The following is a 24,089-nucleotide window of genomic DNA, read 5'->3' as shown; positions in this document are numbered from 1 at the left end:
CTATAAATACTCAGTGCTCAAAAGCTAAATTAACCTGATATTTCCTAACACTTTATCAACCAAAGCAATAGCATCATCCATTCGTTCAGCTTCCGCATAACAACGAAGCTCAGGGGCATTACCAGACGGACGTAAATGGATAATTGAAGCATTAGATAACTCTAATCTTAATCCGTCAGTATTATCAATACTAACAGCATTAAGCTCTGACAACCTCAGAGAATCTAGTAGCTGTTTAATGTTTTTACGACCACTTTCCAATATCGATAAACTCTTTTCAGTCGCAAAGTTTTGAATACGGTCACTATGCGTAAAGCGCTGTGGTAATTGACTTACCAAGCTTTTGATCGATGATGTTTTCGCTAAAGAAAGCAACATAAGCGCAGGTAACACAGCGTCTCGGGTTGGCAGTGCTTTTAGAGATTTTCCATTCACCGAAACATCACTTCCGAGCAAATATCCTCCGTTAGCTTCAAACCCTGCAATTCTTTTATAAGATTTTGCTAATTTGGCAAACTCAGCGATAACATAAGGCGAACCAATTCGTGTTTTAGATACGGCTTCAAATTCAGGGGATTCAGCAATAATAGTGTTACAGCTAACAGGAACTGCTAATGCATCTACTTGAAGCGCTTGCGAACAAAGTAAGCCTAGGATATCACCTCTCAACCATTCGCCGTTCTCATCAGCAACTAGAGGACGATCACCGTCTCCATCAGTCGAAAATATAAAATCCAAATTATATTGTTTCGACCAACTGCGTGCTTTTTCCTTATCAGATTCAGCAACTGCTTCAGTGTCAATTGGAACAAATTCGTCAGTACGCTCCAATGATATGACTTCAGCCCCAAGCGATTCAAAAAGTCCCTGGTAAATATCTCTCCCGGCACTTGAATGCTCATATATACCAACACGCTTTCCTGCCAGTAAATCTGCATCAAACAAATCGGTATAACGTGCTCGGTAAAGCTCAGCCGCACGGAAATTAATCGTTAACTCAGGCAGGTCATTGATAGGACTAAAGTCTACCTTCTCGGTTAAGATTGCTTGTTCATCTGCTTTAGTAATCTCCCCATCTGGACGATAGAACTTAATTCCATTGCGGTCAAATGGGATATGAGACCCAGTCACCATGATACATGGCATATCGTCTTGCATTGCGGTAAAAGCTAGAGCGGGAGTGGGTACAACACCATAGTAAACAGCGTCAATACCTGCATCGATAAGCGCTTGAATGACTGATTTTGCCATTGCTGGGCTGCTAGGGCGGTTGTCAATTGCCACAGCCATTTGATTGAAAGTAAAATTGCTACGCATTGATGCCACAAATGCATGAGTAAATGCAGCACAGACGTCCGGCGTAAACTGAGTAACGAGTCCTCGCGCGCCACTAGTACCAAACTGAACGCCTGAAGCACCAAGCACTTCACTACTGATTAATTTTGTTACCATAATTTCCTATCTCAATAAGTAGTTAGTAGTCGCCGCCAAACTTAGATGCTTGCTCATCAAAGCGAACAATATCGTCTTCTTCTAAGTACGATCCAGAACGAACTTCAATAAGCTCCAAAGGCACTTGTCCTGGGTTTTCTACGGAATGCGGAGTCCCTACTGGAATATAAGTTGACTGATTTTCAGTAAGAAGGAAAGTTTCATCACCTTTTGTCACTTTAGCCGTACCTGACACGACAACCCAATGCTCAGCTCGATGGTGGTGCATCTGAAGAGCAGTCTTCTCTTTTGGCTTAACTAACACTTGTTTCACATGGTAACGCTCACCTTCAGATACCGTCTCATGAGAACCCCATGGGCGATATACCTCTTGATGCTGCTGACACTCTGCTCGGTTTTGTTGTTTAAGTTGATTAACAATCGACTTTACATCTTGAACCTTGTCTTTATCCGCAACTAGCACTGCATCTTTCGTCTCGACAATGATAAGATTTTCAATGCCAACGGTAGCAACAAGTTTATCTTGTGAATAAATATAACTATTCTGAGTCTGCTCAGTTAACACATCACCGCGAGTTGCATTGCCCTGTTCATCTTTATCATTCACATCCCAGAGTGCAGACCAAGAACCAACATCACTCCAATTTGCGTCCATTGGAACAACAACAGCTTTTTCTGTTTTTTCCATTACGGCAAAATCTATTGATTCGTCTGGGATTTGTGAGAACAGTTCGGATGACATGCGAATAAAGTCTAGGTCGTCAAAATGACTATCGTAAGCACTTTCACATGCTTTCAAGATATCTGGTCGGAACTTTGCTAACTCTTCAAGATAAGTAGATGCTTTGAATAAAAACATACCACTGTTCCACAAGTAGCTACCATCCTCTAGATATTGCTTTGCAGTTTCGAGATCAGGCTTTTCAACAAAGCTATCAACACTAAAGCCTCGACTCTCATCCGCAGCAGTAACCGTAGCACCGGTTTTAATGTAGCCATAACCTGTTTCTGGTGCATTCGCTTTGATACCAAAAGTGACCATATCACCACGTTGCGCGTACGGAATAGCAGCTTGCACCGATTGATGGAAAGATTGAGTATCTTTAATCACATGATCAGCAGCAAGAACTAACATCAAAGCATCTTCACCTGAAGTTTGATTTTCAGATAGGGCAAATTTTGCTGCTAAAGCAATAGCGGGAGCAGTATTACGCCCTACTGGCTCTAAGAGTATTCCGCTATGATTGCCATTAATACGGCGAAGCTGTTCAGCAACTAGGAATCGATGTTCTTCATTGCAGATAACAAACGGCGCATTGTGTTCTAGACCAACCATGCGGCTCAACGTTTGTTGAAGCATGGTTTGTTCGCCAGTTACTGCAAGGAATTGTTTAGGATATTTTGAACGAGATAGAGGCCATAAACGACTGCCTGAACCGCCGGCCATAATTACAGGAATAAGCATAGTCAACTCGTTGTTTTTAATTAGGTGATAGTTTTAGTTATTTTTGAAAATACCATTTAGTATGAATATGTACTTTATCACTGGTCAATAATTCATCTTGATTACACCAACGGTAACGAGAATGCTGTACATCCATGGGTAAGTTCAATTCAGAGCGAATGACAATAAGCTTGTAGGCAATCGCGACATAATGAGTCGTAAACTCATTGCCAAATACATTGTCATCATAGAGGTGTGTATAAGGTCCCAACAGTGTTGCCTGAGAGAGCTTAAACTCATATCCAAGCTCCCCTAAAGTTAAACGAGCAAAGGCGTCTTCAAGCTTTTCATCCTTAAGAATACGCCCACCGGGAACGAACCAGAAACCTTGAGCTGGTCGATTTAAACGCTCCCCAAGTAAAACTTGACCACTTTCGTCCTCAATAACTAAGTCAATTGAAACTAATGGCGTACTTTCAATTACTTGAGAAAAACGTTGTTTGCTTAAAAACATATGCTTTGTTTAAATCCTTATATTAGCTCTACCCTAGGTACTTTAACCGCGATAATTTTCTTGATTCTCTAGGAACCACTGGTAAGTCATAGTTAAACCATCTTCTAGGCTCGTCTTCGCTTCCCAGCCTAAACTATTTAAACGTGAAACATCCATTAACTTACGAGGAGTGCCGTCAGGTTTCGTCGTGTCAAATTCAATTTTACCGTCAAAACCGACCACTTTTGCAACAGTTTCAACAAGTTCACGGATAGTACAATCCACACCTGTACCTACGTTTATGTGACTAAGCATTTCTTGCGTATTTCCTAGATATACCTCTTGAGCAAGATTCATTACGTAAATTGAAGCAGCTGCCATATCATCTACATGTAAAAACTCTCGCATAGGTTTACCGCTCCCCCACGCAACAACTTTACTGTCGCCATTCAATTTTGCTTCGTGGAAGCGACGCAACAATGCGGGAATAACGTGAGAGTTTTGAGGATGAAAATTATCATTTTCACCATACAAATTAGTTGGCATTACTGAACGATAGTTGCGACCATATTGGCGATTATAGGACTCGCACATTTTGATACCTGCAATCTTAGCAATTGCGTAAGGCTCATTGGTTTCTTCCAAAGTTCCGGTCAATAAAGAGTCTTCACGCATCGGTTGTTGTGCAAACTTTGGATAAATACAAGACGACCCCAAGAATAGTAAATCTTGAACATCATGCAGATGTGCAGAGTGAATAATATTGTTTTGAATCGTCAAATTTTGGTAAATAAACTCAGCGGGGTACGTATTGTTAGCAACAATCCCACCGACTTTCGCCGCCGCAAGGTAAACTTGATCAATATGGTGAGTCGCAAAAAACGCCTCGACGGCTAGTGCATCTAACAGGTTAAGCTCATTACGATCTTTAGTAATAACTTCTACTGAAGAATCTTTAGATAGTTGACGAACAATAGCTGAGCCAACCATACCTTTATGACCAGCAACAAATACTCTTTTCATACTAGTTCCGATAATATAAATAGAAAAAGCAGAGCCCAAAATGAGGAACTCTGCAATATAAACGAATCAGTATTGCTGATTAATTAGCTTTCTAATGAGATCGCAACGTCAAATCCGTGTTCTTTTAGAACTGCGTGTTGTTTTGCCTTATCGATATCAGACGCAACCATTTCTGCACACATTTCTTCTACAGTGATCTCTGGAGTCCAGCCAAGTTTAGATTTCGCTTTACTTGGGTCGCCAAGTAGTGTCTCTACTTCTGCAGGACGGAAGAAGCGAGGGTTTACTTTTACAATGACATCACCAACTTTCACTTTTGGCGCCTTTTCTTCATCAATAGCAACCACAGTAGCAATTTCATCAATTCCTTCACCAGAAAACTCAAGTTCGATCCCCGCTTCCTTCGCTGACAAGCGAACAAACTCGCGCACAGAGATCTGCTTACCAGTAGCGATAACAAAATCTTCAGCCTGATCTTGTTGAAGCATCATCCATTGCATTCGAACGTAATCTTTTGCATGCCCCCAGTCACGCAACGCATCCATATTGCCAAGCTCTAGGCAAGATTCCAGACCTTGAGAGATGTTAGCGATAGCTCGAGTAATCTTGCGAGTTACGAAGGTTTCACCACGGCGTGGTGACTCATGGTTAAATAAAATACCATTACATGCGTACATACCGTAAGACTCACGATAGTTAACCACAATCCAGTATGCGTACATTTTAGCCACAGCATATGGAGAGCGCGGATAAAAAGGCGTTGTTTCACGCTGAGGAATTTCACGAACCTCACCGTAAAGTTCTGAGGTAGAAGCTTGGTAAAAACGAGTTTTCTTCTCCAAACCATTGATACGGATTGCTTCAAGAAGACGAAGCGTACCCATGCCATCCACATCGGCCACGTATTCTGGTGACTCAAAAGAAACCGCGACGTGTGACATTGCGCCCAAGTTATAGATCTCGTCAGGCTGAATTTCTTTAACTAATCGAATTAGGTTTGAAGAATCAGTAAGATCGCCATAGTGCAATTTAATATTGGCACCACCGTTTACTAGCGCATCAATACGTTCTGTGTTGTATGATGATGCTCGGCGAATAAGACCGTGAACTTCATAACCTTTTGCAACTAGAAGCTCAGCTAAGTAAGAGCCGTCTTGACCTGTAATACCAGTGATTAATGCAATTTTTTTCAAAACTCATTTATCCTTATTTATTTGTAAAATTAATTTTATAGAAATCGACAAGTTTGCCAAGTTGAGTATCGTTATTTATAAGATCACTACTCAAACATAAGTTGGTACTTCGAAGAGACGTAATTTGTGTTCCTAAAATCGGAGGGAAGTGAACTGACTTATCTGTGACCATTACACATTCAGTCCCCTTCATGAGGGACATAGCTTTATACCATAAATCATCTGCATTAGGGGCCAAATCAAGAAAGATATCTTCCTTTAGTACATCTTCGTGAAGAGAATATGGTGGATATAAAATCCCACTAACACCTGTTGGTATAGTCATCATTCTGTTAGATTTAGAATTAGCTAAAGGAAGTGAGTTATAGTTCAATATCTTCCCTTCATTATTTAATTTAATTTCTCTTCCTCTGTAATAACAAACACAGTCAGGATTTTCTTTGCTAGTTTCCAGTAGTTTTCGAAGCCATGCATTTGGATAAAGAATATCATCATCGGCAGTGATTATTTTACTTCCAAAATCTAAGTACTTTATTATAGCATAGTGAAGTTTCTTATAGGACTTGATATTATCGTCAACAAACTTGATTACAAGACCTCTATTTTGTAGTCGAATCAGAGACGAAGGTAATGCCGTCCCCTTAAACTCTTCTTTAGACAAATAAAGAACGACAATATAATCTTCATTAACATCTTGATTAAATATTGACTCAATAGTCAGAAATACTGTACTAATCCTCTTCGGATAAGTAGTAAGAGAAACTACTACCTTTGTTGATTTTGATTTTCTAGATTTACATGAAAACAAATTCACAAGAAAATAATAAAACGTATATAAAATAGATTCAACTAACATTTTAATCTTGTGTGGCATTACAACCGACCTCTAAGCCTAAAAGTAACCTTGCTAAAAAGAGCAATCATTCTGTTTGAGAATCTTCCTCTTTGAGAAGACCATTTATTAGCACGTTCTATAAACTGAGCTTTTCCAGTCATCTTCCACATAATAACTAGTTGTTTAATATGCAAGTCATGATAGAAAAGGCTAGAGATATTATTGTGCTCACTCCAAATATCGTATTTTGACCAGAAACCATTATCCCAACGTTCTAAATTCGAAGCTAATGACTCTATTAGAATTTCATAAAGCCCTTTAAGTCGCTCTACCTCTTTACTTTCAACAAACTCCTCAAAAAGAAGAATATCATAGATAGACCAAATAGCGAAAATATGACCATTTAAAACACAAGAAGCCTGGGTTGTCGTATACTCCTCAATTACATACATTCCATCAACCTCAGCCAAAAGCCCACCTTCATCTCTAGCTACGGAAAACATCTTAGAAGCCATAATTGCAGTAGAAAGATATTTCTTCTGCTTAGTTAAATGAAATGCTCGAACCAAGCAAGATATACCTTTTGCTTGAGCTAAACCTGATGACCATGAGTTTTCTAACTTAAAGAGAGCCATTGGATATTTATTTAACCAAATTCCATAATGAAGGGCACTATTTTCAATGTTATCAATCAACCAATCACAAATTCTCAAGAAATCTTTTTTTGAACTCTCAGAGTTTGAGTTTACATACTCTTGAAATGCGCCAAGTGCAAAATGTCCAAGAAAAATAACAGAGTGATATTTATTTCCATCAGCACCTAAATAAAGCGGAATGCCACTCTCATCAAATTCCCCGGCAAAATCCAAGTATTTCCGAGATAAATCCCAATAATAATTTATTGGTTCAAAATTTAAAATTTTATAATCAACATGCCAATAATCTTCTTTATTAATATTGAAATAAGGTAGGATTGTATCTAAAGACTTATAGGAATTGGTAGCTTCTTTCATATTACTTCTCTATTAAATCACGGTATTTAGCAATTGCATTCTCAATAGCAAACTCTAATGCTCGAGTTTTTAGATTGTCACCTTTAACATCAACATCTAATTGAAATTGCATAGCATCACAAAATTGTTGCTCTTCAAAAGTTAGCTCCTCAAATTTCAAAAAATCCCCTTTAAATGTCTTGGTTATACAACCAAAATCACTTTTACAAAACTCAGACTCGAGATTAATTTCGTTACAAGAAACATCACCCAATACTATTTCCGCAGAACCACCACTATTGGTAGAAACAACAGGAGTGCCTAATGATAAAGACTCAATAGCAACTCCAGGTAACCCTTCATAAATAGAAGTCAAAGCTAACAGCTTAGCATTTTTTATTATTGGGTACGGATTATTAACTTGCCCTAGAAATTGCACTTCAGACTCCAACTTAAAATGTGACACAATTTCTTTTAAATCTTCAAGCCTTCCGTCTAACTCTACACCACCAACGATTACTAGTTTAAGATTTGGGTTAGTTAATTTTAATTTAGAAAAACAACGAATTAAGTGCCAATACCCTTTTGCATAAGTAATTCGACCTACTGCAACAATATAGTCACCTTCAATCTTATAGTCAGCCTCAAAATTACCAAGCTCTATAATAGAATCAATTTCGTGCCCATTATAGATTTTACTTATATTTGATATACCCAAATATTTTTCAGCTTCATCTTTTACTACACCAGATACAGCAACAACTTCTTCTGCATTAGAGTATGTCGTTCTGGCTATGCACCCTCCGACAAAACCTAAAAATCCCTTTGATTTGTTTTCGACACTGATAACACTATGGATTGTGAGTATTCTTTTGACTTTAATGAACGAAATCATATTAATCAAGTTACATCGCTCGCCAAAACTAATAACTACATCTATATCTTCTTGGTGAACAATATCTCTTAGCAACTTTATTCTATAAAAGAAATTTAATAGTTTTCCCAAATAACCACTTGCAACTCTTCGTTCAAGAATTATTGGTTTTACTGCAAAATCATAAGATTCATCTTGGTTCATTATGGAATATATATACTGGTCATAATCATCACAAAGATTAAGAGAAAAGACCGAAGCAACTTTTTCAATCCCACCGTTATATAATTTTGGAATTATCAATAAAATTTTCTTTTTTTTCAAAGCAAACTCTCTAAATAAGAACGATACGGAACAAAGGAATCCGGATTACCCACTTGACCTAAAATATAAAGGGTAAATTTTACAATTGAATATATAGCGAATAGAATAAATATTACATCTTTTCTTCTTGTCTGGTTCTTTAAAATTAAAACATACGCTATCGGAAAAAAAGATGCGAAATAAAGATTCAACCTCACAATAAAGAAACCATAAGATGATAAAAATAAATAAACAGCCAAATAAATTAAATATAAGTTTGTGACCATTCTTGATGTACTATCTTTTACTAATTCCTCATAAAATTTTAGTACAATAAAAAGAAAGAAAAGCCTTTCAGCCATCCCCAAGAATCCACCTGTTCTTGGAGAGTTAAGACCATCAATACTCATACTCAAGTTTATAACTCCATTTAAATAGTCATTAAACCTCAGCATGTATATTATATAATCAGCTAAACTAATATTTAATATAAGAAAGACATAACCGACAAAAAATATTATAGCAATAATCCATCTGTTAAATTTAATTTTCAACAAAAATAGCAAAGGAATAAGAGCAAAAGCAGTCGTGTGAAAGAGCCCTGCAAACATTAATGCCAAAACAGCTCTTATATATCGACCATTAGAAATAAAGATAATTGAAAAATAAAATATTGATATCGCAATATGCTGTCTAACATTGTACATATTTAAATTAAAATACAAAGTAGATATATATATTAAAACAGCAATTAAAAAATAAGGGGCCCCTAATGTTCTATAACAAAAATAGTAATATGCAATAGTGACAAATAATGAAACAGAAAGAAATACAATTTGAGAATCATTACTGATATAAGAAAGAACATAGTTTAGATAAAGATATCCAATTTCAAATCTAATGTTAAATATACCATCACTGACCTGATTAAATATTTTGTCATATTCAAACCAGTCTGGCGCACCTATCTTATATCTTAGCCCAGCTATCAGCCAAAAAGTCAAAAATGACAATGATAGGAATGCTAATCGCAAACAATATTGTTTATCTACATCTAAAAGCTTCAAATTAGAAAAAGACAATGCAGCCAATAAAGTTGAAAACAAAAGTACGTAATAATAAATCACAATATACTCTTTATTTTAATAGCTAACCTAAGGCTTTTAATTAAAATATTATCTATCAATTTTGGAGAAAAGTGCAACAGTATCAAATAGTATTTTTTCCAATATCTAAAGCCATCAAACTTCCAAACCTTATTATTTTTGACCATTGAAACAACCAAATCATTCAATTCTATATAATCATTATCTTTATTTGAAATCTGACAAAAAATAGCTTGTAATACATGATAACACTGAAACAATTTAAATTTGTCCTTTAAATCTTCATCAGTTATTTTTTTCGATATGGATAACAAAACTCGATTTAATTCCAAATAGTCACGTGCATGCTTATGTTTAGTTAAGCTTGATTCATGCTCTCGATATAATATACTTTCGATGTCTAATTTATATATTTTATCTGAATTTAAGATATAAGACATACAAATTAACAAGTCTTCCCCCAACTTTAAATCAACGAAATCATTATCAACACAACTTAGTAACAAACTTCTCTTAAAAGCTTTATTCCATAAAGCAACGCAAGAATTGTCTGATATCATTTTTGATAGGTATTCAAACGATGTCTGAAGGCCGCTTGAAGCTGGAGATTCAGAAGTTTCATATATAACGTCATTTATACCTCGTGTATAATTTGACGTAACCATGTCACAGTTATAATTTTCAAAGACTGAGATATAATTTTCTATTACATTTAAATTATTAAAATAATCATCCGAGTCAATAAAAACAAGTATATTACCAGTTGAATTTAAAACTAATTCCTTTCTAGTTTGATTTATTCCTCTATTTTCTCTTGAAATAATAATTGTTTTTTCATTGGCATACTCTTTTATAATTTCCAACGAATTATCAACAGAACCGTCATCAATGATGACAACTTCTACATCGCTATATGTTTGATTATAAACACTCTCTAGGCAAACACTTAAGTACTTAGAAGCATTATAAACTGGGATTAGTATACTGACTTTCATTATAAAAACTGCCAAGTATTTGGGGAGATGCTTCTCGTACTTAGACCTTCATTGTTCCACTTTTTGGGAGCAATTACATGACCATCCTCTTCATCTTTTAATAAAGCACCCCACCAACTAAAAGAACTATTTGCTATTATAGAATTCTTCGCCTTCATCATAAGATATAGATCTACATATGCCTGATTTTTATTCCCACTAACAATGCAATAGTCAAAGCCTACAAAATTTTCCTCAACCCATTTAGGATCATTTGTAAATATGAAAAACTTTGCATCTTTTATTTTGTTTTTTATTTCTTTAATTGCTTTTTGATAGTAAGAAATTTCACAGACACCTGAAAATAACGGATGATCAACATAATCACCACGTCGTACATGTATTGAAACAGAATTGCTAGACAATATTTCGTTTTTATACTTTTTATTTCTTTCGTTTAAATTTATATCTTTAACACAACTCTTAATAAATTTTAAATTATCTTTTATATATTTATAGTTCTGCCAATAACCTTTAAAGTACAAACTCTTTCCATCTAAGTAATCAACTGAATGAATAAATTTATACTCTTGACTGCAATGTTCTATAAACTCTTTTTTAGGCAATAGTTTTCTTAATATTTTAATAGTAGTAGGTAACTCATCAGTTGTTAATAAGAATCTATTAAAAATAAATGATCTACTTTCAAGATCTAATGATAAAAACTCATTTAGTTCCAATCCGTTGTGGACTTTATAGTTTTTTAACCCATAAGTATCAAACAATATCTTTTCATTTGGATATTGACTTTTTAAATACATATAAAATGAATATTGAAATAATTGGTTTCCTAAGCCACCAATACAATTGACAATTTTCAAAACCGTTTCCTCGTTTGAATTAAAGTTTAGCGAACTTTAAAATACAGGAGTCCATTCAATATCTAACGACTTACATTCTGATAGTTTTTTAAAGCATGGAATAACACGACTAAGATTACTACTATATGTTCCTATAAAAAACTGCCCTTCACTTAATATAGACACATCTAAAAGTAAGTTCAGCATTTCTTTTCTTTTTTCTTCTGAAGATGATTCAATATTATCTTTTTCTGAAAAACCTGACCTATCAGAAGTAACAGAATGGAAAACCTTATAAGAATCACCTAAGTTAGCTTCTACTTCTTTAATTACAGAGTAATCATCGGTCGCAACATAAACATTTTTAGATATATGAGATCTCTTTTTAATTTCTTCAACATATCTGCTTATACTGATATTTTCCATCTCATTCGTTGCTATTTTGTCCCCTCTCCGAATATGGACTGATATATAGTCGATATTCGAAATACTGATCTTTTCTTTTTGTTTCTCTATGTAATCTCTAACGTGTTTATTAACATTGTGAAGCTCTTTAATTTTATTTGATAATAGTACTTGCCACACATCATCATTTCCAACACTTTCAATAAATTCTTTTGATCTCATGTGGAAAAATATATCACTTGATAATTTATTTCCGCTATATTTTTTGTAGAAAAAGTTTATAAAATTTTTAATAACAACATAGATACCACTAAAATCCATTCTTTTTATTTTTTTTGCAGCAATATAAATCGAACGATTTAATCCAAATATATCATACTCTACAGAATAAAAATCATTAACTTCTTTGATTGGTATTTCAAAGTAATCTTGTAAACCTAAGTCATATTTACCGACCCAAGCTCTGGTGTTTACTATAAGTTCATTTCCAGTCAAATCACAATAAATAGATGCTATAGCAAGGTTCATAAACTCTGAGTAAAACCCTCGACTAGTTAAGCTGTATATTATCATCCGTCATTTCTCAGTTTGCATATATTAAGGTAAACTTTAACTGGCATCAATATCACAAAGGGTAACATTGTTATTATTGTAGCTAGAATAACTCCAGAACTTCCAAGTGTTGTGTTTTTAATGAGCCATATAGAAAGAGGAATATTCATAATGGCTCCAAAGACATACAAGTACATCTGTAACTTTATAACTCCGGCAGCATTTAAATAATACATATATATATCAGAAAAGATCCTTATCATTATAAATATCGCACAAAACTGGATTAAATAATCCGGGTATGATAAATCTCGATCTAACCATACTTTTATTATATCCTTCGTAAAAAATGAACCTATTATGATCAACAACGAAAATATAAAAAAAATAAAATTACTTTTTTTAATTGTGTTAATAATCCAATTGATATCATTATCTAATATTGCATTTTTATATAAAGCCCAAATAGGAGCTAATGCAATAGATGATACTATAAGAGCCTTCTGGTATAAATTAAAAGTAATACTATAAGTTGTTACCGACTCAGGACCAAGATATTTTGTTATGATAACATTATCAGTTGTAAATATTACCATCATAGATATCTGAATTAGAAAAAACATACTTCCTTGCGAAAGTATATCTTTATTGATTTCTTTAGAATATGCTTTGAGATTTGGAATAAAATCTCTATTTATTGAAAAAAAGATATATGTAAATATTAAAGAAACAAAAGTCTGTGAAAAACCGAACCCTATTGCTAAAAGTAGTAATGAAGGAGAAAAGCACCAATCTAATATTATTACGGTGACAAGGCACAAACTTTGAAACACGAGAATTGATATCTCATTATACTCAGTTTTATACAATGAATTATTTAGTTGTTTGTATAAACTTAGTATGAAGTTTATAACTGTAAATAAGACAACAATAAGAATAACTATTTTTAAACTTGAAACATTGTTTAAATTAAGAAAGTTCTCGATATCAAAAAAAGATATAGCTAGTGATATCAGTACAAATAAAAAAACACCTATTATTGATAGCGTCACATAAGAGGTCGCAATTATTCTTTTTGCTTTTAGTCCATCATTCTGATGTACTGCCTCGGTCAATTTGTTACGTAACCCATTACCAAGACCTAGGTCAAAGTACACTATCCAAGAAGTTATCGAAAATATAGTAATCCATATCCCATAACTTTCGACATCCAAATAGCTTAAGGTTACTCTCAAATTAATCAGGGACAATATTATACTAGCAACTTTCGCAATCAGACTTCTAGATACAGACTTTTTAAATATATCATTTCTTTTAGTCACATCAAACTCACAACTAATGGGCTATACAACTTTTATATTTTCTTTTCTATAAACAAATAATACTAATATTATTAGGACACTAATAATTCCTCCTATAAGTGTACCTATAATACAAATCAAGCCTCGTCTAGGTGTGTCTTTAACTTCAGGGACTAAAGCAGGATCTATCACTTTAAACACAAATTCTTCTTGTACTTCAGCAAGCATCAGACTTTTTGTTTGTTCTTCTATTAGCTTATAGAATGTACTTTGCATATCTGTAATAGCTGTCTTATTTAACTGAATATTCAAATAAGTTAAGTTTTGCTCAGCTTCAGCTATAGCCCGTTCACGCATTGTTTTATTTATGTCTTCTATTAACCATTTTGTCCACTGTTGTGCAATATAAGGAGAGTAATGTTTAACACTAATAGTATAAAAGCCAGTCTCCTCATCTTTATTTATGATTAATATTTTTTTAATGAATTTTTCATATATCTCTTGTGCTGTAGGCTTAACACCACGAAGTCCATTCGGATCTCGTAACCATTTACTCGAAGTAACATCATAAACATCAGAATCTAGAATGAGAGAGTTGGTTGCCAAATCCCAACCTTCTGACGCCATTAAAGGTACAAGGAGATTATGATTTTTAATGAATGTATCAATAAACTGACGCGATTTCATAACTTGTACAGCTAAGTCCGTTTGAGAAGACTCACTCCCCCCAAAGTTAACCCCCGCAAGTGCAGCTAGACCACCAAGCTGACCAGCCATTTTTGACAATCCGCCTCCATTTGAAGTATCCGCTGGTGCGAGCAACGTATCTGCTTTATAGATATTTGGTAGACTCAGTGCGTAAAGTACAGAGCCAATTGCAAAAATAAACGTGGTAATAATGATTATCCATTTGCCTTCCCATAGAGCTTTACAGAGCTCGCGTAAGTCGATTTCATCGCCCGTAGATTGTGGCTGTGGTGGGTAAGGTAGGTAGTTTGGACTGGGTTCTTTTTGTGGTTCCATTGGTCTTTAATCCTAAGCTCTGAGGTGCGTTATTTATATTGGACCCAGAGATTGGTGAAATTTGATAAATTATTCCCCGACTTGCAAAACACAACCGCGCTGTGACAAGATTCCTAGTCTCGCTTCGGCTCGCTGGTATGACGGGCTACGGTTGAATAATGCCACTATTGCTGTCCAGAGTAGTATTTGCCGTTTTGATTAATAGTATTCACAAAACTGAGCTTATGTAACTTCAATCGTTACATAAGCTCTTACTATTATTGTATTTCTAATCTTGTTTTAAGCTGATTGGAATGACCTTGTCGTTCCTTACTTCAAAGCGTTTATCGCTACACCAGTTTGGTAAAGGATCTGCGTTGCCGCTGTCCAGGTGCTTAATGCATCACGGTAGTCAGTATCAATTGGTACAACAATTGTGTCACCCGCTTTTAGCTCTTCATGGTTATTACCGAACCAGTAGCCTGATGTTGGTTTGTAAACCGAGCCATCAGCACGTACGACAAAGATACGATCTTCATCCGCTTGTTTTTTCGCACCACCGGATTTGTTCAAGTAATCATCCACATCTAGCTTGTTATCAAGTAGGTATGTAATTGGAACTTGAACTTCGCCCATGATCGAAACCGTGTTTCGGAAGGTTGGTACAAATAGGAAGTCACCATCTTCTAACATAAAGTCCGCCGAACGTTCGTCCTTTAGAATGCGATTTAGCTGTACGACCATACGACCAAGAGCTTTACTGCGGCTTGCTTCTTCAACAAACTTCAGGGTTTTATCTGGGTCAGAGATGACCGAACCCATGTTGCTATCAGCACGGAAGGTTTTCTTCGCCGTTTCTGCTCGCATATCTGCAGCGTATTGGTTTAGTAGCTTTTGCTCTTGAAGGCGCAAAGCCTCACGAGTAAAGATAGCCCCTTGCGGATGTGCGAATTCGGTTAAACCACCAGCACGTTCTAACAATTCACCTAAGGTCTCACCTTGACGAACAGTATAAGTACCAGGGAAGCGGACTTCGCCTTGCAACGTTACCGTGCTTTGTAGTTTGACGTTGGGCTTCTCAAGAATGTTTAGACGATCGCGACCAACAATAACGGCATCATCAGCGGTACTGCCTTTGATGGCTTGGCGCAAATCAATACGCTCAACATCAATAGAAGCGCGCTCATCTTTACTGTTAATTACCGTACGAGCTAACTCTGCGTTAATGGTAAATGCGTTATAAGTTAAACCACCCGCGGCTTCAATCAAGGTAGAAATCGTCATACGTGGGGTAATTGGGTAACGCCCAGGGTGTTTTACCTCACCGAAGACTTCTGCAATTTGCGGAGCCAAACCCAAACGCGATTGCTGTTGAAGTTGCAGCAATACAGGAGCAAGCAACGTGCGACGCGTATTTTGTTTTAATGCTTCAAAATCGTCTTTAGTGATTTCTTTGCCACGAAACATGATCTTTGGTTGTTTTGAATTTTTTTCTAGTGGCGCAGCAGAAGACACTGCAACCGATGAGCTCATGACTTCTTGTTCTTTCAACTGTTCTTGTTGTGCTTGAAGTTGAGCTTGCTCTAATGTTTTCGCTTTGGTAACTGTTTCTTGAGCCGCTAATGTATCCAAATCTTCGTTATTGAGACGGTTAAACACCAAGACTCGATCGCGAGAGTTTAACTTCAAGTTATCTTTACTCGTTGGAGAAAGAATCGCATTAGCAAGATTAACTTGATAAACCTCGATATCGCGTTGAGGGTTAATCTCACGTACAACAACAGTATAGCTTACATCTGCAGTAGAATTGAATGAGGTATCAACAGATTGGAATAAATCAGCAATTCGCAGACCGCTCTTCCACTCTATAAAACCCGGATGGCGGACATCACCTTCAATTTGTACATAACGTGTCAGTTCTTCACTCTTCTTCAGTACATTAACGGCATCGCCATCTTTTACTTTGCTTTGCTGATCCTGAGACTGACTAAAGTTAAGTGTTAATGCGTCACGCGCACCTTTTGCGGCGTAACGCTTCACTTCGATTTGATCGCTATAAGCGTTAGCCGTAAAACCACCAGCCATTTGAATAGCTTGCTTATAGGTTTCATCTGGCTTGATTTCATAGATTGCCGGGCGGTTTACTTCACCATCAATCGAAATAGTGTTACCCAATGCACCGATGAAGACCACATCTCCTGGTAATAAGCGGATGTCGTTACGCGCATCACCTTTAAGTAACAGGTCGTACATATCAAGTTTACGAATTACCTGACCATTGCGCTTAAGTTGCACGTTACGAAGGGCTCCACTCTCACTAAAGCCACCGCTATAGTAAATCGCTTGAGAGATCGTGGTTAGGGCACTTACCGTGTAAGCACCTGGCTTGTAGGCATCACCCATAACAAAAACTTGCATGGTACGCATTTCACCTAACGAAATATCACTGCGAACCCCGATCATTTGCTCTTTTACACGCTGGTTTAAAGAATCGCGCACGTCAGAAAATGTCATACCAGCCACTTGAACAGGACCAATAGAAGGGAAATTAATGACCCCAGCGCGATTAACACGAAGACGATGCGTCGTGTTCTCTTTACCAAAAAGTTGGATAACGATTTCATCACCAGCTCCTACCGTGTAGTCAGCCGGAACAGGCACATCACTGATTGGTGCAAACGTCGTAGGTGAACCTGCAAATAGATCTAAACCAAAACGCTTTAGACCTTGCTCGTCTTTTTCTGAGTCGGTTACTTTTACTTCAGTCGCGCTACTAGCAACCGGACGTTGTTCAACCACTTGAGGATTTTGGTAACTGCTTGGCTGAGAAGAAGCACCGGATGGAATAGAGATGCCATACTTACTCGCCAACGCTTGTTGCTGATCAGCAGGTAAGTTCTGAAACATCTGAATTTGTTCTGGGGTTGGAGTCTGCGCATTAGTAAACGGCGCAAATAGGCTTGCCAGAATGCAAGCACCTATCGAGAAATATCCTTTGAGCATGATAATTCGCTATTTAAAGTCAGGAGTTAAAAATCCTAGCCACAAAACTAGGCGCTAGGTCTTTAATTAAAATCGGTGTTGAAAGCCAAGAGTAAGTGCGTTCAAACGAACCTGATCTTCAGATGTACTATCAACAAACTCAAAGACAACTGCATTCTGCTTGTCCAAAGCGTAATGCATACCCAAGCCAAAGCTAAAACCTTGATCTTTATTTGAGCCTACATTTTGTTGGTCGATCTGAACGCTCGAATAACCAGCAAGTCCGTACAATGCGATACGTTCAGAGACGGGCATGTTCAGCTTAAGAAAGCCACTCGCTAGGCTGTCTACTGCAAGCCCGCTGTCTCGTTGTACAGAAGTTCCGTAACGCGCTTCAAAAGCGAGGTAATCATTGAAGAAGTAACCAGCTTGCGCTTGAAGAAGGAAAGGGTTTCCCTCGGTTACTGAAGAAGAGGAATGATGAAATTCGGCGTTAGAGTAACTGACTAACGCACCAGCATAAAAGTCTGCTGAGGCAGAAAATGAGCACAAGCCTAAGCTGATTGCACTCAACGCCCCTAGCCATGGTCGTTTATTAATCACGTAAGTGTTCCTTGGGTGTCGACTGACCGCTGCACATTATGAACGACGCGCGCAGTGAATGTCTGTTAACTTTTGTCAATTTCGCTTGTGCGTTTACACGCTACCGCCCGGCGGCATTACGCGCTAGCCACTGTTCGCTGATTCCCGATCCATTCGGTTTATTGATATAAATATTCTTTTTAAGCCTCACTTTTGCGACTAGTCGTTCAAAAAAACAGTCTTGATAAACGCCACACAAAAGCTGGCAAATTATGCATGGATTAGCGCAAAACGGCAAGGTTCTCTAGCATCGCTTATAGATGTTCTGTTTTAGTTAGTCAGTTCTCACTGATAAGAAAAAATTAACTATTAACCGCTAAAAACGAGATACAACAAGGATTGCTGTGACTAAGAGCCGTGAACGTTACTTAAAAATAGCCAAGATTAACCAAAACCATATCTAATGCATGGTTATTGCAAACTAGAATTCCATATAGGCGATTATCAACTCTTCAATTGTCTTTCTTTAACGTTAGGTAAATTCCCATAGGAAACTATTTACATGCTGATTGTTTTTTAACTAAAATGAGAGATGGTATGTTATAAACAGACCAAACATCGATGTTTTAAAATCTGAAATACAAGGATTAATAATGAAGAACACAGCTCTAGCTATTCTTATGGCTCTAAGCGCATCAACTGCATTTGCAGCGACTGAAGCTGGCACTACTGGTACAGCAGCAGCATCTGCAACTGGCACAACAGCAGTAGCAGTAGGTGCAGCAGCAGCAGTAACTGTAGTAGCAGTTGCAGCGTCAGATAGTGACTCAACTACAACTACGACTACTAGTATTAAAAAATAAGCAAGCCTAGCTTGACTTATATATCGCCCTGATTTTTCAGGGCGATTTTATTTGTAATGAGGGAATGATGAACACCTTTCTATCGCTAAAATGGATACGCTTATTGATTGCCCTATCTTTACTGAGCTCAATCTTCGGCTGTACGCAAAAATTCAATGATGTATCCGCTACGGTCCAAGAAGCTTATGGCAACTACATCGATGTTGAGCTAACTCCAGAAGAAATTGAAGCAGTTCCTTATGCCAGTGCTTACTTAAAAATTGGTGACCAAAAACAGGTCTTCGTAGTGTTGGCCTTTGCTGAGCAAAACCCATTAACTGGTAATACTCAGTTAAAATGGGTAAGTGCAGACAAGGCAATGGTGGTAACAGAGAACGGTCATATCGTTAAAACTATTGGCTTGCAAACCACCAATCTAGCGGGCATTTATGGCAACGTTCCTGCCTACTCAGCGTCCTCTGCGCAATATTCCCTCTCTTACGATTGGTCTGACAAATACCGTTATGGATTCCCGGCAAAAGTCCAACGTTCCCGTAAAGGTAAAGAAACCGTCATAACCCCTATTTCATCTACAGCTACTGATGTTTATACAGAGGTTGTAACGTTTACCAGCTTAGAAAAAAGTGTAAAGAACCAATACTGGGTAAACGGTAAAGGAGAAGTGGTGAGAACACGTCAACACTTAGGTCCAAACATGGTGCCTGTTGAATTGACTATTCTGAAAGGGTACAGTAAATCATGAATAAGCGACTGCTATCTTTATTAAGCCTAAGTTTAACGGCAACGATTCTGGCTATACCTACTACCGTTCAAGCTCAAAATCACACCTCATCACCGCTCAATATAGAACTTGTCGGAACGGGCAAGGCATTGCAGTTCCAACAAGCGGCACGTTTAGAGAGCATACTTAAGCATGCACAAGAACAACAAGTCGATCTGCAATACCCTTTAGCTGTGACTCTATTTGATAATTCCGAAACAGCACAGCAAGAAAGTACTGCCTTAAAGAATTCGGTGTTGAACCAAATGATTCAACATAATTTAGTTGCGCACCCATTTTACAAGTTTATCCAACGAAGCCAGTTTGCACCTCGCGTGCTGTCGGCCATTGATGTTGATCGCATCCGTCTGGATAAATTTGATAACCCTCTTTTACAAGGTCAACTTGCGTTAAGTGCACCAAAACGCAAAGAGAAAGTGTTGTATGTGGGTAACTTGGAAAAAGTCTACGCAGTAGAAAACCAAGCGGGTATCGCTCTGCATGAACAGGTCGATAATCTACGTTCAGGTGATATTGGTGAGCTCGCCTATCCGCCAATTCTAATTTACCCGGATGGCAAGGTCATTCATCCTCATCATGATAGTTGGTTAACCACTCAATATTACTTGCCACCACTTACCATGGTGTACATCCCATTTGATGAGTTCGAAACATCACAAATGGATAAAGACATTGTCGCTCTGCTTGCACAACGTAAACCAACCTCATCGAAGAACTAAACATGAACCTGATCAGAACCAGTTTATCCCTTTCTTTAATAGGTCCAGCGTTGGTGTGGGCTCAAGACATGCCTTTCGAAGCACCACCATTGCGGCCATCACAAATGGACTTTGGTGGTGTCGGCTTAATGCAGATGCCCACAGGTCGTATGGCACCTGAAGGCGAGTTTAATTTTGCTGTTACCGGCAGCAATGAGTACCTTTTTTACAATGTCACACTGCAAGTCATGCCCTGGTTAGAAACGACCATCCGCTACACCATGGTGAATGACCTTTTTTATAGTGATGATCCAAGCTTCTCGGGTGATACCAAATACACCGACAAAGGTATCGATTTTAAAGTTCGACTTTTGCAAGAGTCAGAGTACTTACCAGAGCTTTCTGTTGGTATTCGCGACTTTGCTGGTACCGGTCTTTTTGATGGAGAATTTGTTGCCGCGACAAAACGTTACTCTAACCCAAACCTCGGTAGCTTTGATTTTACGTTGGGTATGGGCTGGGGCTACTTAGGCACTCGCGACAGTATCAGTAACCCAGCTTGTAAGTTATCCGATAAATTCTGTGAGCGACCTTCGGACTTCAAAAATAACGGTGGTAGTGTGGATTTTGAACGTTGGTTTAAAGGTCCTGCTGCACTCTTTGGCGGCATCGAGTATCAAACTTTATATGCCCCGCTACGCTTTAAGCTTGAATACGACAGCAACGACTACAGTGAAGACTATCCTGTAGTACGTGGTGGTATAGATATGACATCCCATACGCCTTGGAACTTTGGTATTTTGTATCGTTTAGGACATATGGCAGATTTGCGCTTGAGCTACGAGCGCGGTGATACGTTAGTTGCAGGCGTAAGCCTTTACACGAACTTCAATGATATGCCATCTTTCTGGCGTGATACACCAACGCCAGAAGTTAAAGACAAACAACCAGAGCAACTGTCTGATGTAGATTGGGAACGTGTTACTGAGGAGCTAGATAAGATTGCTGGCTACCAAAATACCCAACTCTATGTTGAAGACAATACCGTTTCGGTTGTCGGCGAGCAGAAAAAGTATCGTGATCGCAATGAAGCTCATGAAAAAGCAGCGGCAGTCCTTTACAGCGAAATGCCAGACAACATTAATACCTTTACTATCAATGAACGCAGTCGTGGTCTGATCGGCGATCAAACGGTTATCTCCAAAGAGAAATACCGTGACTTTGCAGAAGTTAACTACATCAATCCAAATATCGAAGATGCAACATATACCTCAAGCGAGAAACCACAAGGTAAGCCTGCTTACGACGGTTTTGAGCGCTTTGATTATGGTTTTTCCCCGCAACTGGTTCAAACACTGGGTGCTGCTGAAACATTTTACTTCTTTAGTGTAGGTCTTAAAGGTGAAGCCTCTTATTGGCTGACAGATGATTTAGAAGTAAGTGGTGCTCTTTATTGGGATTGGTACAACAACTACGACAAGTTTAACTACGTCACCCCACCGGATGGCACGACGATACCTCGTGTACGCACTATGTTTAGAGCCTATAGAGATGAATATCCTGTAACTATGCAGAATCTCCAATTAACTTGGTTCCAAGAGTACTCAGACACCATGGATCAACAGTTCTACGCTGGTTATCTGGAGAGCATGTTCGCCGGTGTGGGTACCGAGTTCTTGTACCGACCGAAAGGCGCAAACTGGGCGATCGGTGCGGATGTTAACTTGATCTCTCAACGCGACCCGCAAAGTTACTTCGGTGTGTACGATGAAAAGTGGCAGTATGTTCCAGAATACGGAGATCCTTTCCAAGTTATTGATAAAGGCTTCACAGGTTTCGTTTCTGCGTATTACTACCCTCAATGGGATTTTCTATCCAATTTGATGGTACAAGTAGATGTAGGGCAGTTCCTCGGAGGTGACGTCGGTACTCAAATAAACATAGCTAAGCAGTTTGATAGTGGCGTAATCGCCGGTGCTTATGCTTCGTTTACAAATTTAACTGCAGAAGAGTTTGGTGAAGGCAGCTTTACTAAAGGTCTCTACATTTCGATTCCATACGATATCATGACAGTGAAACCAAGTAACAATAGAGCAAACTTCTCTTGGCAACCAATCACTCGTGATGGTGGTCAGAAGCTAAATAGAAAATACGAACTTATTCAATTAACAGACGAACGCAACCCTTGGTACCAAAGACCAAATGCGTCAAACGCCGAATAACAACACTATTTAAGGGAGCTTCGGCTCCCTTTTGTTTATTCCTCCCCCAAGCGCTTTATACCTTTCCTTTCCTTCCAATAGCGCTAATTTCTGTTTCTTGCTAGAATTCCTGAGAAAATTTTAATCTATGGTGGAAGTTCTATGATCATCGTAACTGGTGGCGCTGGCATGATCGGCAGCAACATTGTTAAAACACTAAACGAAGCTGGTATTAACGATATCCTGGTTGTCGACAACCTAAAAAATGGCAAAAAGTTTAAGAACTTAGTGGATCTGGACATCACAGATTACATGGATCGTGACGACTTTCTGACCCAAATTATGGCGGGCGATGATTTTGGTCCGATTGAGGCAATTTTCCACGAAGGCGCTTGCTCTGCAACGACAGAGTGGGATGGTAAATACATGATGCTAAACAATTACGAGTACTCTAAAGAGCTGCTTCATTACTGTTTAGATCGTGAAATTCCATTCCTATACGCCTCTTCCGCAGCCACATACGGCGATACAGATACTTTCGTTGAAAAACGCGAATACGAAGGCGCACTGAATGTATACGGTTACTCGAAACAACAATTTGATAACTACGTTCGTCGTCTATGGCAAGACGCTGAAGAACATGGTGAAACCCTTTCTCAAATCACTGGCTTCCGTTACTTCAACGTATATGGCCCACGTGAAGATCACAAAGGCAGCATGGCATCTGTTGCGTTCCATCTGAACAACCAGCTAAACGCAGGTGAAAATCCAAAACTGTTTGCAGGTAGCGAGTCTTTTAAGCGGGATTTCGTTTACGTTGGTGATGTATGTAAAGTAAACCTATGGTTCCTTGAAAATAGTGTTTCTGGCATCTTCAACTGTGGTACTGGTCGTGCAGAATCTTTTGAAGAGGTAGCAAAAGCAGTTATCAAGCATCATGGCAAAGGCAAAATTGAGACCATCCCATTCCCTGAGCACCTAAAAGGCGCTTACCAAGAATTCACACAAGCAGACCTTACCAAGCTACGCGCTGCCGGTTGCGATGTTGAGTTCAAGACGGTTGCAGAAGGCGTTGCCGAATACTTAACCATTCAAAACCATTAAACAATTCGTTTTATCCTTTCAAAGCTACGGCTTTGACTAGTTATACAATAAAACTCTTATAATCAAAGT

The 24,089-nt window shown here is 37.9% G+C and carries 21 protein-coding genes; 5 read left to right on the top strand and 16 right to left on the bottom strand.

Going from position 1 to position 24,089, the window contains the following annotated elements; genetic code table 11:
* Nucleotides 1–24: 24 nt before the first annotated feature.
* From NL646_RS15670 to NL646_RS15595, 16 genes are all read right to left on the bottom strand, one after another.
* Nucleotides 25–1,452, bottom strand: coding sequence for a phosphomannomutase (locus tag NL646_RS15670; protein ID WP_253664420.1), 1,428 nt, complete (start codon nucleotides 1,450–1,452; stop codon nucleotides 25–27).
* A 22-nt stretch (nucleotides 1,453–1,474) separates the two neighbouring features.
* Nucleotides 1,475–2,917 (bottom strand): mannose-1-phosphate guanylyltransferase/mannose-6-phosphate isomerase, encoded by a 1,443-nt coding sequence (locus NL646_RS15665; RefSeq protein WP_071161428.1) that lies wholly within the window; start codon nucleotides 2,915–2,917, stop codon nucleotides 1,475–1,477.
* 37 nt (nucleotides 2,918–2,954) lie between these two features.
* Complete coding sequence (locus NL646_RS15660) at nucleotides 2,955–3,410, bottom strand: GDP-mannose mannosyl hydrolase (RefSeq protein WP_253664419.1); 456 nt, start codon at nucleotides 3,408–3,410, stop codon at nucleotides 2,955–2,957.
* Between the two features lie 42 nt (nucleotides 3,411–3,452).
* The gene (locus NL646_RS15655) at nucleotides 3,453–4,412 is read right to left on the bottom strand and encodes a GDP-L-fucose synthase (RefSeq protein ID WP_071161426.1); all 960 of its coding nucleotides are present in this window, start codon (nucleotides 4,410–4,412) and stop codon (nucleotides 3,453–3,455) included.
* Nucleotides 4,413–4,495: 83 nt separating this feature from the next.
* Nucleotides 4,496–5,605 (bottom strand): GDP-mannose 4,6-dehydratase, encoded by a 1,110-nt coding sequence (gene gmd, locus NL646_RS15650; protein ID WP_071161425.1) that lies wholly within the window; start codon nucleotides 5,603–5,605, stop codon nucleotides 4,496–4,498.
* Between the two features lie 13 nt (nucleotides 5,606–5,618).
* Nucleotides 5,619–6,479, bottom strand: coding sequence for a hypothetical protein (locus NL646_RS15645; protein WP_253664418.1), 861 nt, complete (start codon nucleotides 6,477–6,479; stop codon nucleotides 5,619–5,621).
* The gene (locus tag NL646_RS15640; protein ID WP_253664417.1) at nucleotides 6,479–7,453 is read right to left on the bottom strand and encodes a D-glucuronyl C5-epimerase family protein; all 975 of its coding nucleotides are present in this window, start codon (nucleotides 7,451–7,453) and stop codon (nucleotides 6,479–6,481) included. Before NL646_RS15640 ends, NL646_RS15645 begins: the two co-directional genes overlap by 1 nt.
* A gap of 1 nt (nucleotide 7,454) precedes the next feature.
* A complete protein-coding gene (locus tag NL646_RS15635) occupies nucleotides 7,455–8,630 on the bottom strand; it encodes a glycosyltransferase (RefSeq protein WP_253664416.1) in 1,176 nt (391 codons plus the stop codon).
* Nucleotides 8,627–9,736 (bottom strand): EpsG family protein, encoded by a 1,110-nt coding sequence (locus tag NL646_RS15630; RefSeq protein ID WP_253664415.1) that lies wholly within the window; start codon nucleotides 9,734–9,736, stop codon nucleotides 8,627–8,629. The genes NL646_RS15635 and NL646_RS15630 overlap by 4 nt, the downstream gene beginning before the upstream one ends.
* A complete protein-coding gene (locus NL646_RS15625) occupies nucleotides 9,733–10,710 on the bottom strand; it encodes a glycosyltransferase (protein WP_253664414.1) in 978 nt (325 codons plus the stop codon). The genes NL646_RS15630 and NL646_RS15625 overlap by 4 nt, the downstream gene beginning before the upstream one ends.
* Nucleotides 10,710–11,570 (bottom strand): alpha-1,2-fucosyltransferase, encoded by an 861-nt coding sequence (locus tag NL646_RS15620; RefSeq protein WP_253664413.1) that lies wholly within the window; start codon nucleotides 11,568–11,570, stop codon nucleotides 10,710–10,712. Before NL646_RS15620 ends, NL646_RS15625 begins: the two co-directional genes overlap by 1 nt.
* A gap of 36 nt (nucleotides 11,571–11,606) precedes the next feature.
* Nucleotides 11,607–12,527 carry a hypothetical protein gene (locus tag NL646_RS15615; RefSeq protein WP_071161418.1) on the bottom strand — a complete coding sequence of 307 codons (921 nt, stop codon included), beginning with the start codon at nucleotides 12,525–12,527 and terminating at the stop codon, nucleotides 11,607–11,609.
* Nucleotides 12,524–13,828, bottom strand: coding sequence for a lipopolysaccharide biosynthesis protein (locus NL646_RS15610; RefSeq protein WP_253664412.1), 1,305 nt, complete (start codon nucleotides 13,826–13,828; stop codon nucleotides 12,524–12,526). Before NL646_RS15610 ends, NL646_RS15615 begins: the two co-directional genes overlap by 4 nt.
* A gap of 21 nt (nucleotides 13,829–13,849) precedes the next feature.
* Nucleotides 13,850–14,830, bottom strand: a complete 981-nt coding sequence (locus NL646_RS15605; RefSeq protein ID WP_253664411.1) for a Wzz/FepE/Etk N-terminal domain-containing protein — start codon at nucleotides 14,828–14,830, stop codon at nucleotides 13,850–13,852.
* Nucleotides 14,831–15,139: 309 nt separating this feature from the next.
* A complete protein-coding gene (locus NL646_RS15600) occupies nucleotides 15,140–17,812 on the bottom strand; it encodes an SLBB domain-containing protein (protein ID WP_253664410.1) in 2,673 nt (890 codons plus the stop codon).
* A 66-nt stretch (nucleotides 17,813–17,878) separates the two neighbouring features.
* Nucleotides 17,879–18,394 carry a porin family protein gene (locus NL646_RS15595; RefSeq protein ID WP_031852596.1) on the bottom strand — a complete coding sequence of 172 codons (516 nt, stop codon included), beginning with the start codon at nucleotides 18,392–18,394 and terminating at the stop codon, nucleotides 17,879–17,881.
* A 632-nt stretch (nucleotides 18,395–19,026) separates the two neighbouring features.
* Between NL646_RS15595 and NL646_RS15590 the strand changes: the two genes are divergently transcribed.
* The 5 genes from NL646_RS15590 (at nucleotide 19,027) to rfaD (ending at nucleotide 24,020) form a co-directional block, all read left to right on the top strand.
* Entirely contained in the window at nucleotides 19,027–19,236 is a 210-nt protein-coding gene (locus tag NL646_RS15590; protein WP_069495959.1) for a hypothetical protein, read from the top strand.
* Between the two features lie 67 nt (nucleotides 19,237–19,303).
* Nucleotides 19,304–19,978 (top strand): YjbF family lipoprotein, encoded by a 675-nt coding sequence (locus NL646_RS15585; protein ID WP_253664409.1) that lies wholly within the window; start codon nucleotides 19,304–19,306, stop codon nucleotides 19,976–19,978.
* Nucleotides 19,975–20,736 (top strand): capsule biosynthesis GfcC family protein, encoded by a 762-nt coding sequence (locus NL646_RS15580; RefSeq protein ID WP_071161412.1) that lies wholly within the window; start codon nucleotides 19,975–19,977, stop codon nucleotides 20,734–20,736. Before NL646_RS15585 ends, NL646_RS15580 begins: the two co-directional genes overlap by 4 nt.
* 2 nt (nucleotides 20,737–20,738) lie before the next feature.
* The gene (locus NL646_RS15575) at nucleotides 20,739–22,937 is read left to right on the top strand and encodes a YjbH domain-containing protein (protein ID WP_253664408.1); all 2,199 of its coding nucleotides are present in this window, start codon (nucleotides 20,739–20,741) and stop codon (nucleotides 22,935–22,937) included.
* A gap of 141 nt (nucleotides 22,938–23,078) precedes the next feature.
* Nucleotides 23,079–24,020 (top strand): ADP-glyceromanno-heptose 6-epimerase, encoded by a 942-nt coding sequence (gene rfaD, locus NL646_RS15570; protein WP_071161410.1) that lies wholly within the window; start codon nucleotides 23,079–23,081, stop codon nucleotides 24,018–24,020.
* The last annotated feature ends 69 nt before the right edge of the window (nucleotides 24,021–24,089 follow it).

The organism is Vibrio sp. Y20_XG_PY13 (assembly GCF_024181925.1).
Lineage (GTDB): Bacteria > Pseudomonadota > Gammaproteobacteria > Enterobacterales > Vibrionaceae > Vibrio > Vibrio parahaemolyticus.
Note: the sequence above shows the minus strand (reverse complement) of the source record. Positions and strands in the feature narration are given on the sequence as shown.

Bases quoted from the DNA above. Each gene is read 5' to 3' on its own strand.
- NL646_RS15670 (WP_253664420.1), bottom strand. From the start codon at position 1,452: ATGGTAACAAAATTAATCAGTAGTGAAGTGCTTGGTGCTTCAGGCGTT.
- NL646_RS15665 (WP_071161428.1), bottom strand. From the start codon at position 2,917: ATGCTTATTCCTGTAATTATGGCCGGCGGTTCAGGCAGTCGTTTATGG.
- NL646_RS15660 (WP_253664419.1), bottom strand. From the start codon at position 3,410: ATGTTTTTAAGCAAACAACGTTTTTCTCAAGTAATTGAAAGTACGCCA.
- NL646_RS15655 (WP_071161426.1), bottom strand. From the start codon at position 4,412: ATGAAAAGAGTATTTGTTGCTGGTCATAAAGGTATGGTTGGCTCAGCT.
- NL646_RS15645 (WP_253664418.1), bottom strand. From the start codon at position 6,479: ATGCCACACAAGATTAAAATGTTAGTTGAATCTATTTTATATACGTTT.
- NL646_RS15640 (WP_253664417.1), bottom strand. From the start codon at position 7,453: ATGAAAGAAGCTACCAATTCCTATAAGTCTTTAGATACAATCCTACCT.
- NL646_RS15625 (WP_253664414.1), bottom strand. From the start codon at position 10,710: ATGAAAGTCAGTATACTAATCCCAGTTTATAATGCTTCTAAGTACTTA.
- NL646_RS15615 (WP_071161418.1), bottom strand. From the start codon at position 12,527: ATGATAATATACAGCTTAACTAGTCGAGGGTTTTACTCAGAGTTTATG.
- NL646_RS15605 (WP_253664411.1), bottom strand. From the start codon at position 14,830: ATGGAACCACAAAAAGAACCCAGTCCAAACTACCTACCTTACCCACCA.
- NL646_RS15600 (WP_253664410.1), bottom strand. From the start codon at position 17,812: ATGCTCAAAGGATATTTCTCGATAGGTGCTTGCATTCTGGCAAGCCTA.
- NL646_RS15590 (WP_069495959.1), top strand. From the start codon at position 19,027: ATGAAGAACACAGCTCTAGCTATTCTTATGGCTCTAAGCGCATCAACT.
- NL646_RS15585 (WP_253664409.1), top strand. From the start codon at position 19,304: ATGAACACCTTTCTATCGCTAAAATGGATACGCTTATTGATTGCCCTA.
- NL646_RS15580 (WP_071161412.1), top strand. From the start codon at position 19,975: ATGAATAAGCGACTGCTATCTTTATTAAGCCTAAGTTTAACGGCAACG.
- NL646_RS15575 (WP_253664408.1), top strand. From the start codon at position 20,739: ATGAACCTGATCAGAACCAGTTTATCCCTTTCTTTAATAGGTCCAGCG.
- rfaD (WP_071161410.1), top strand. From the start codon at position 23,079: ATGATCATCGTAACTGGTGGCGCTGGCATGATCGGCAGCAACATTGTT.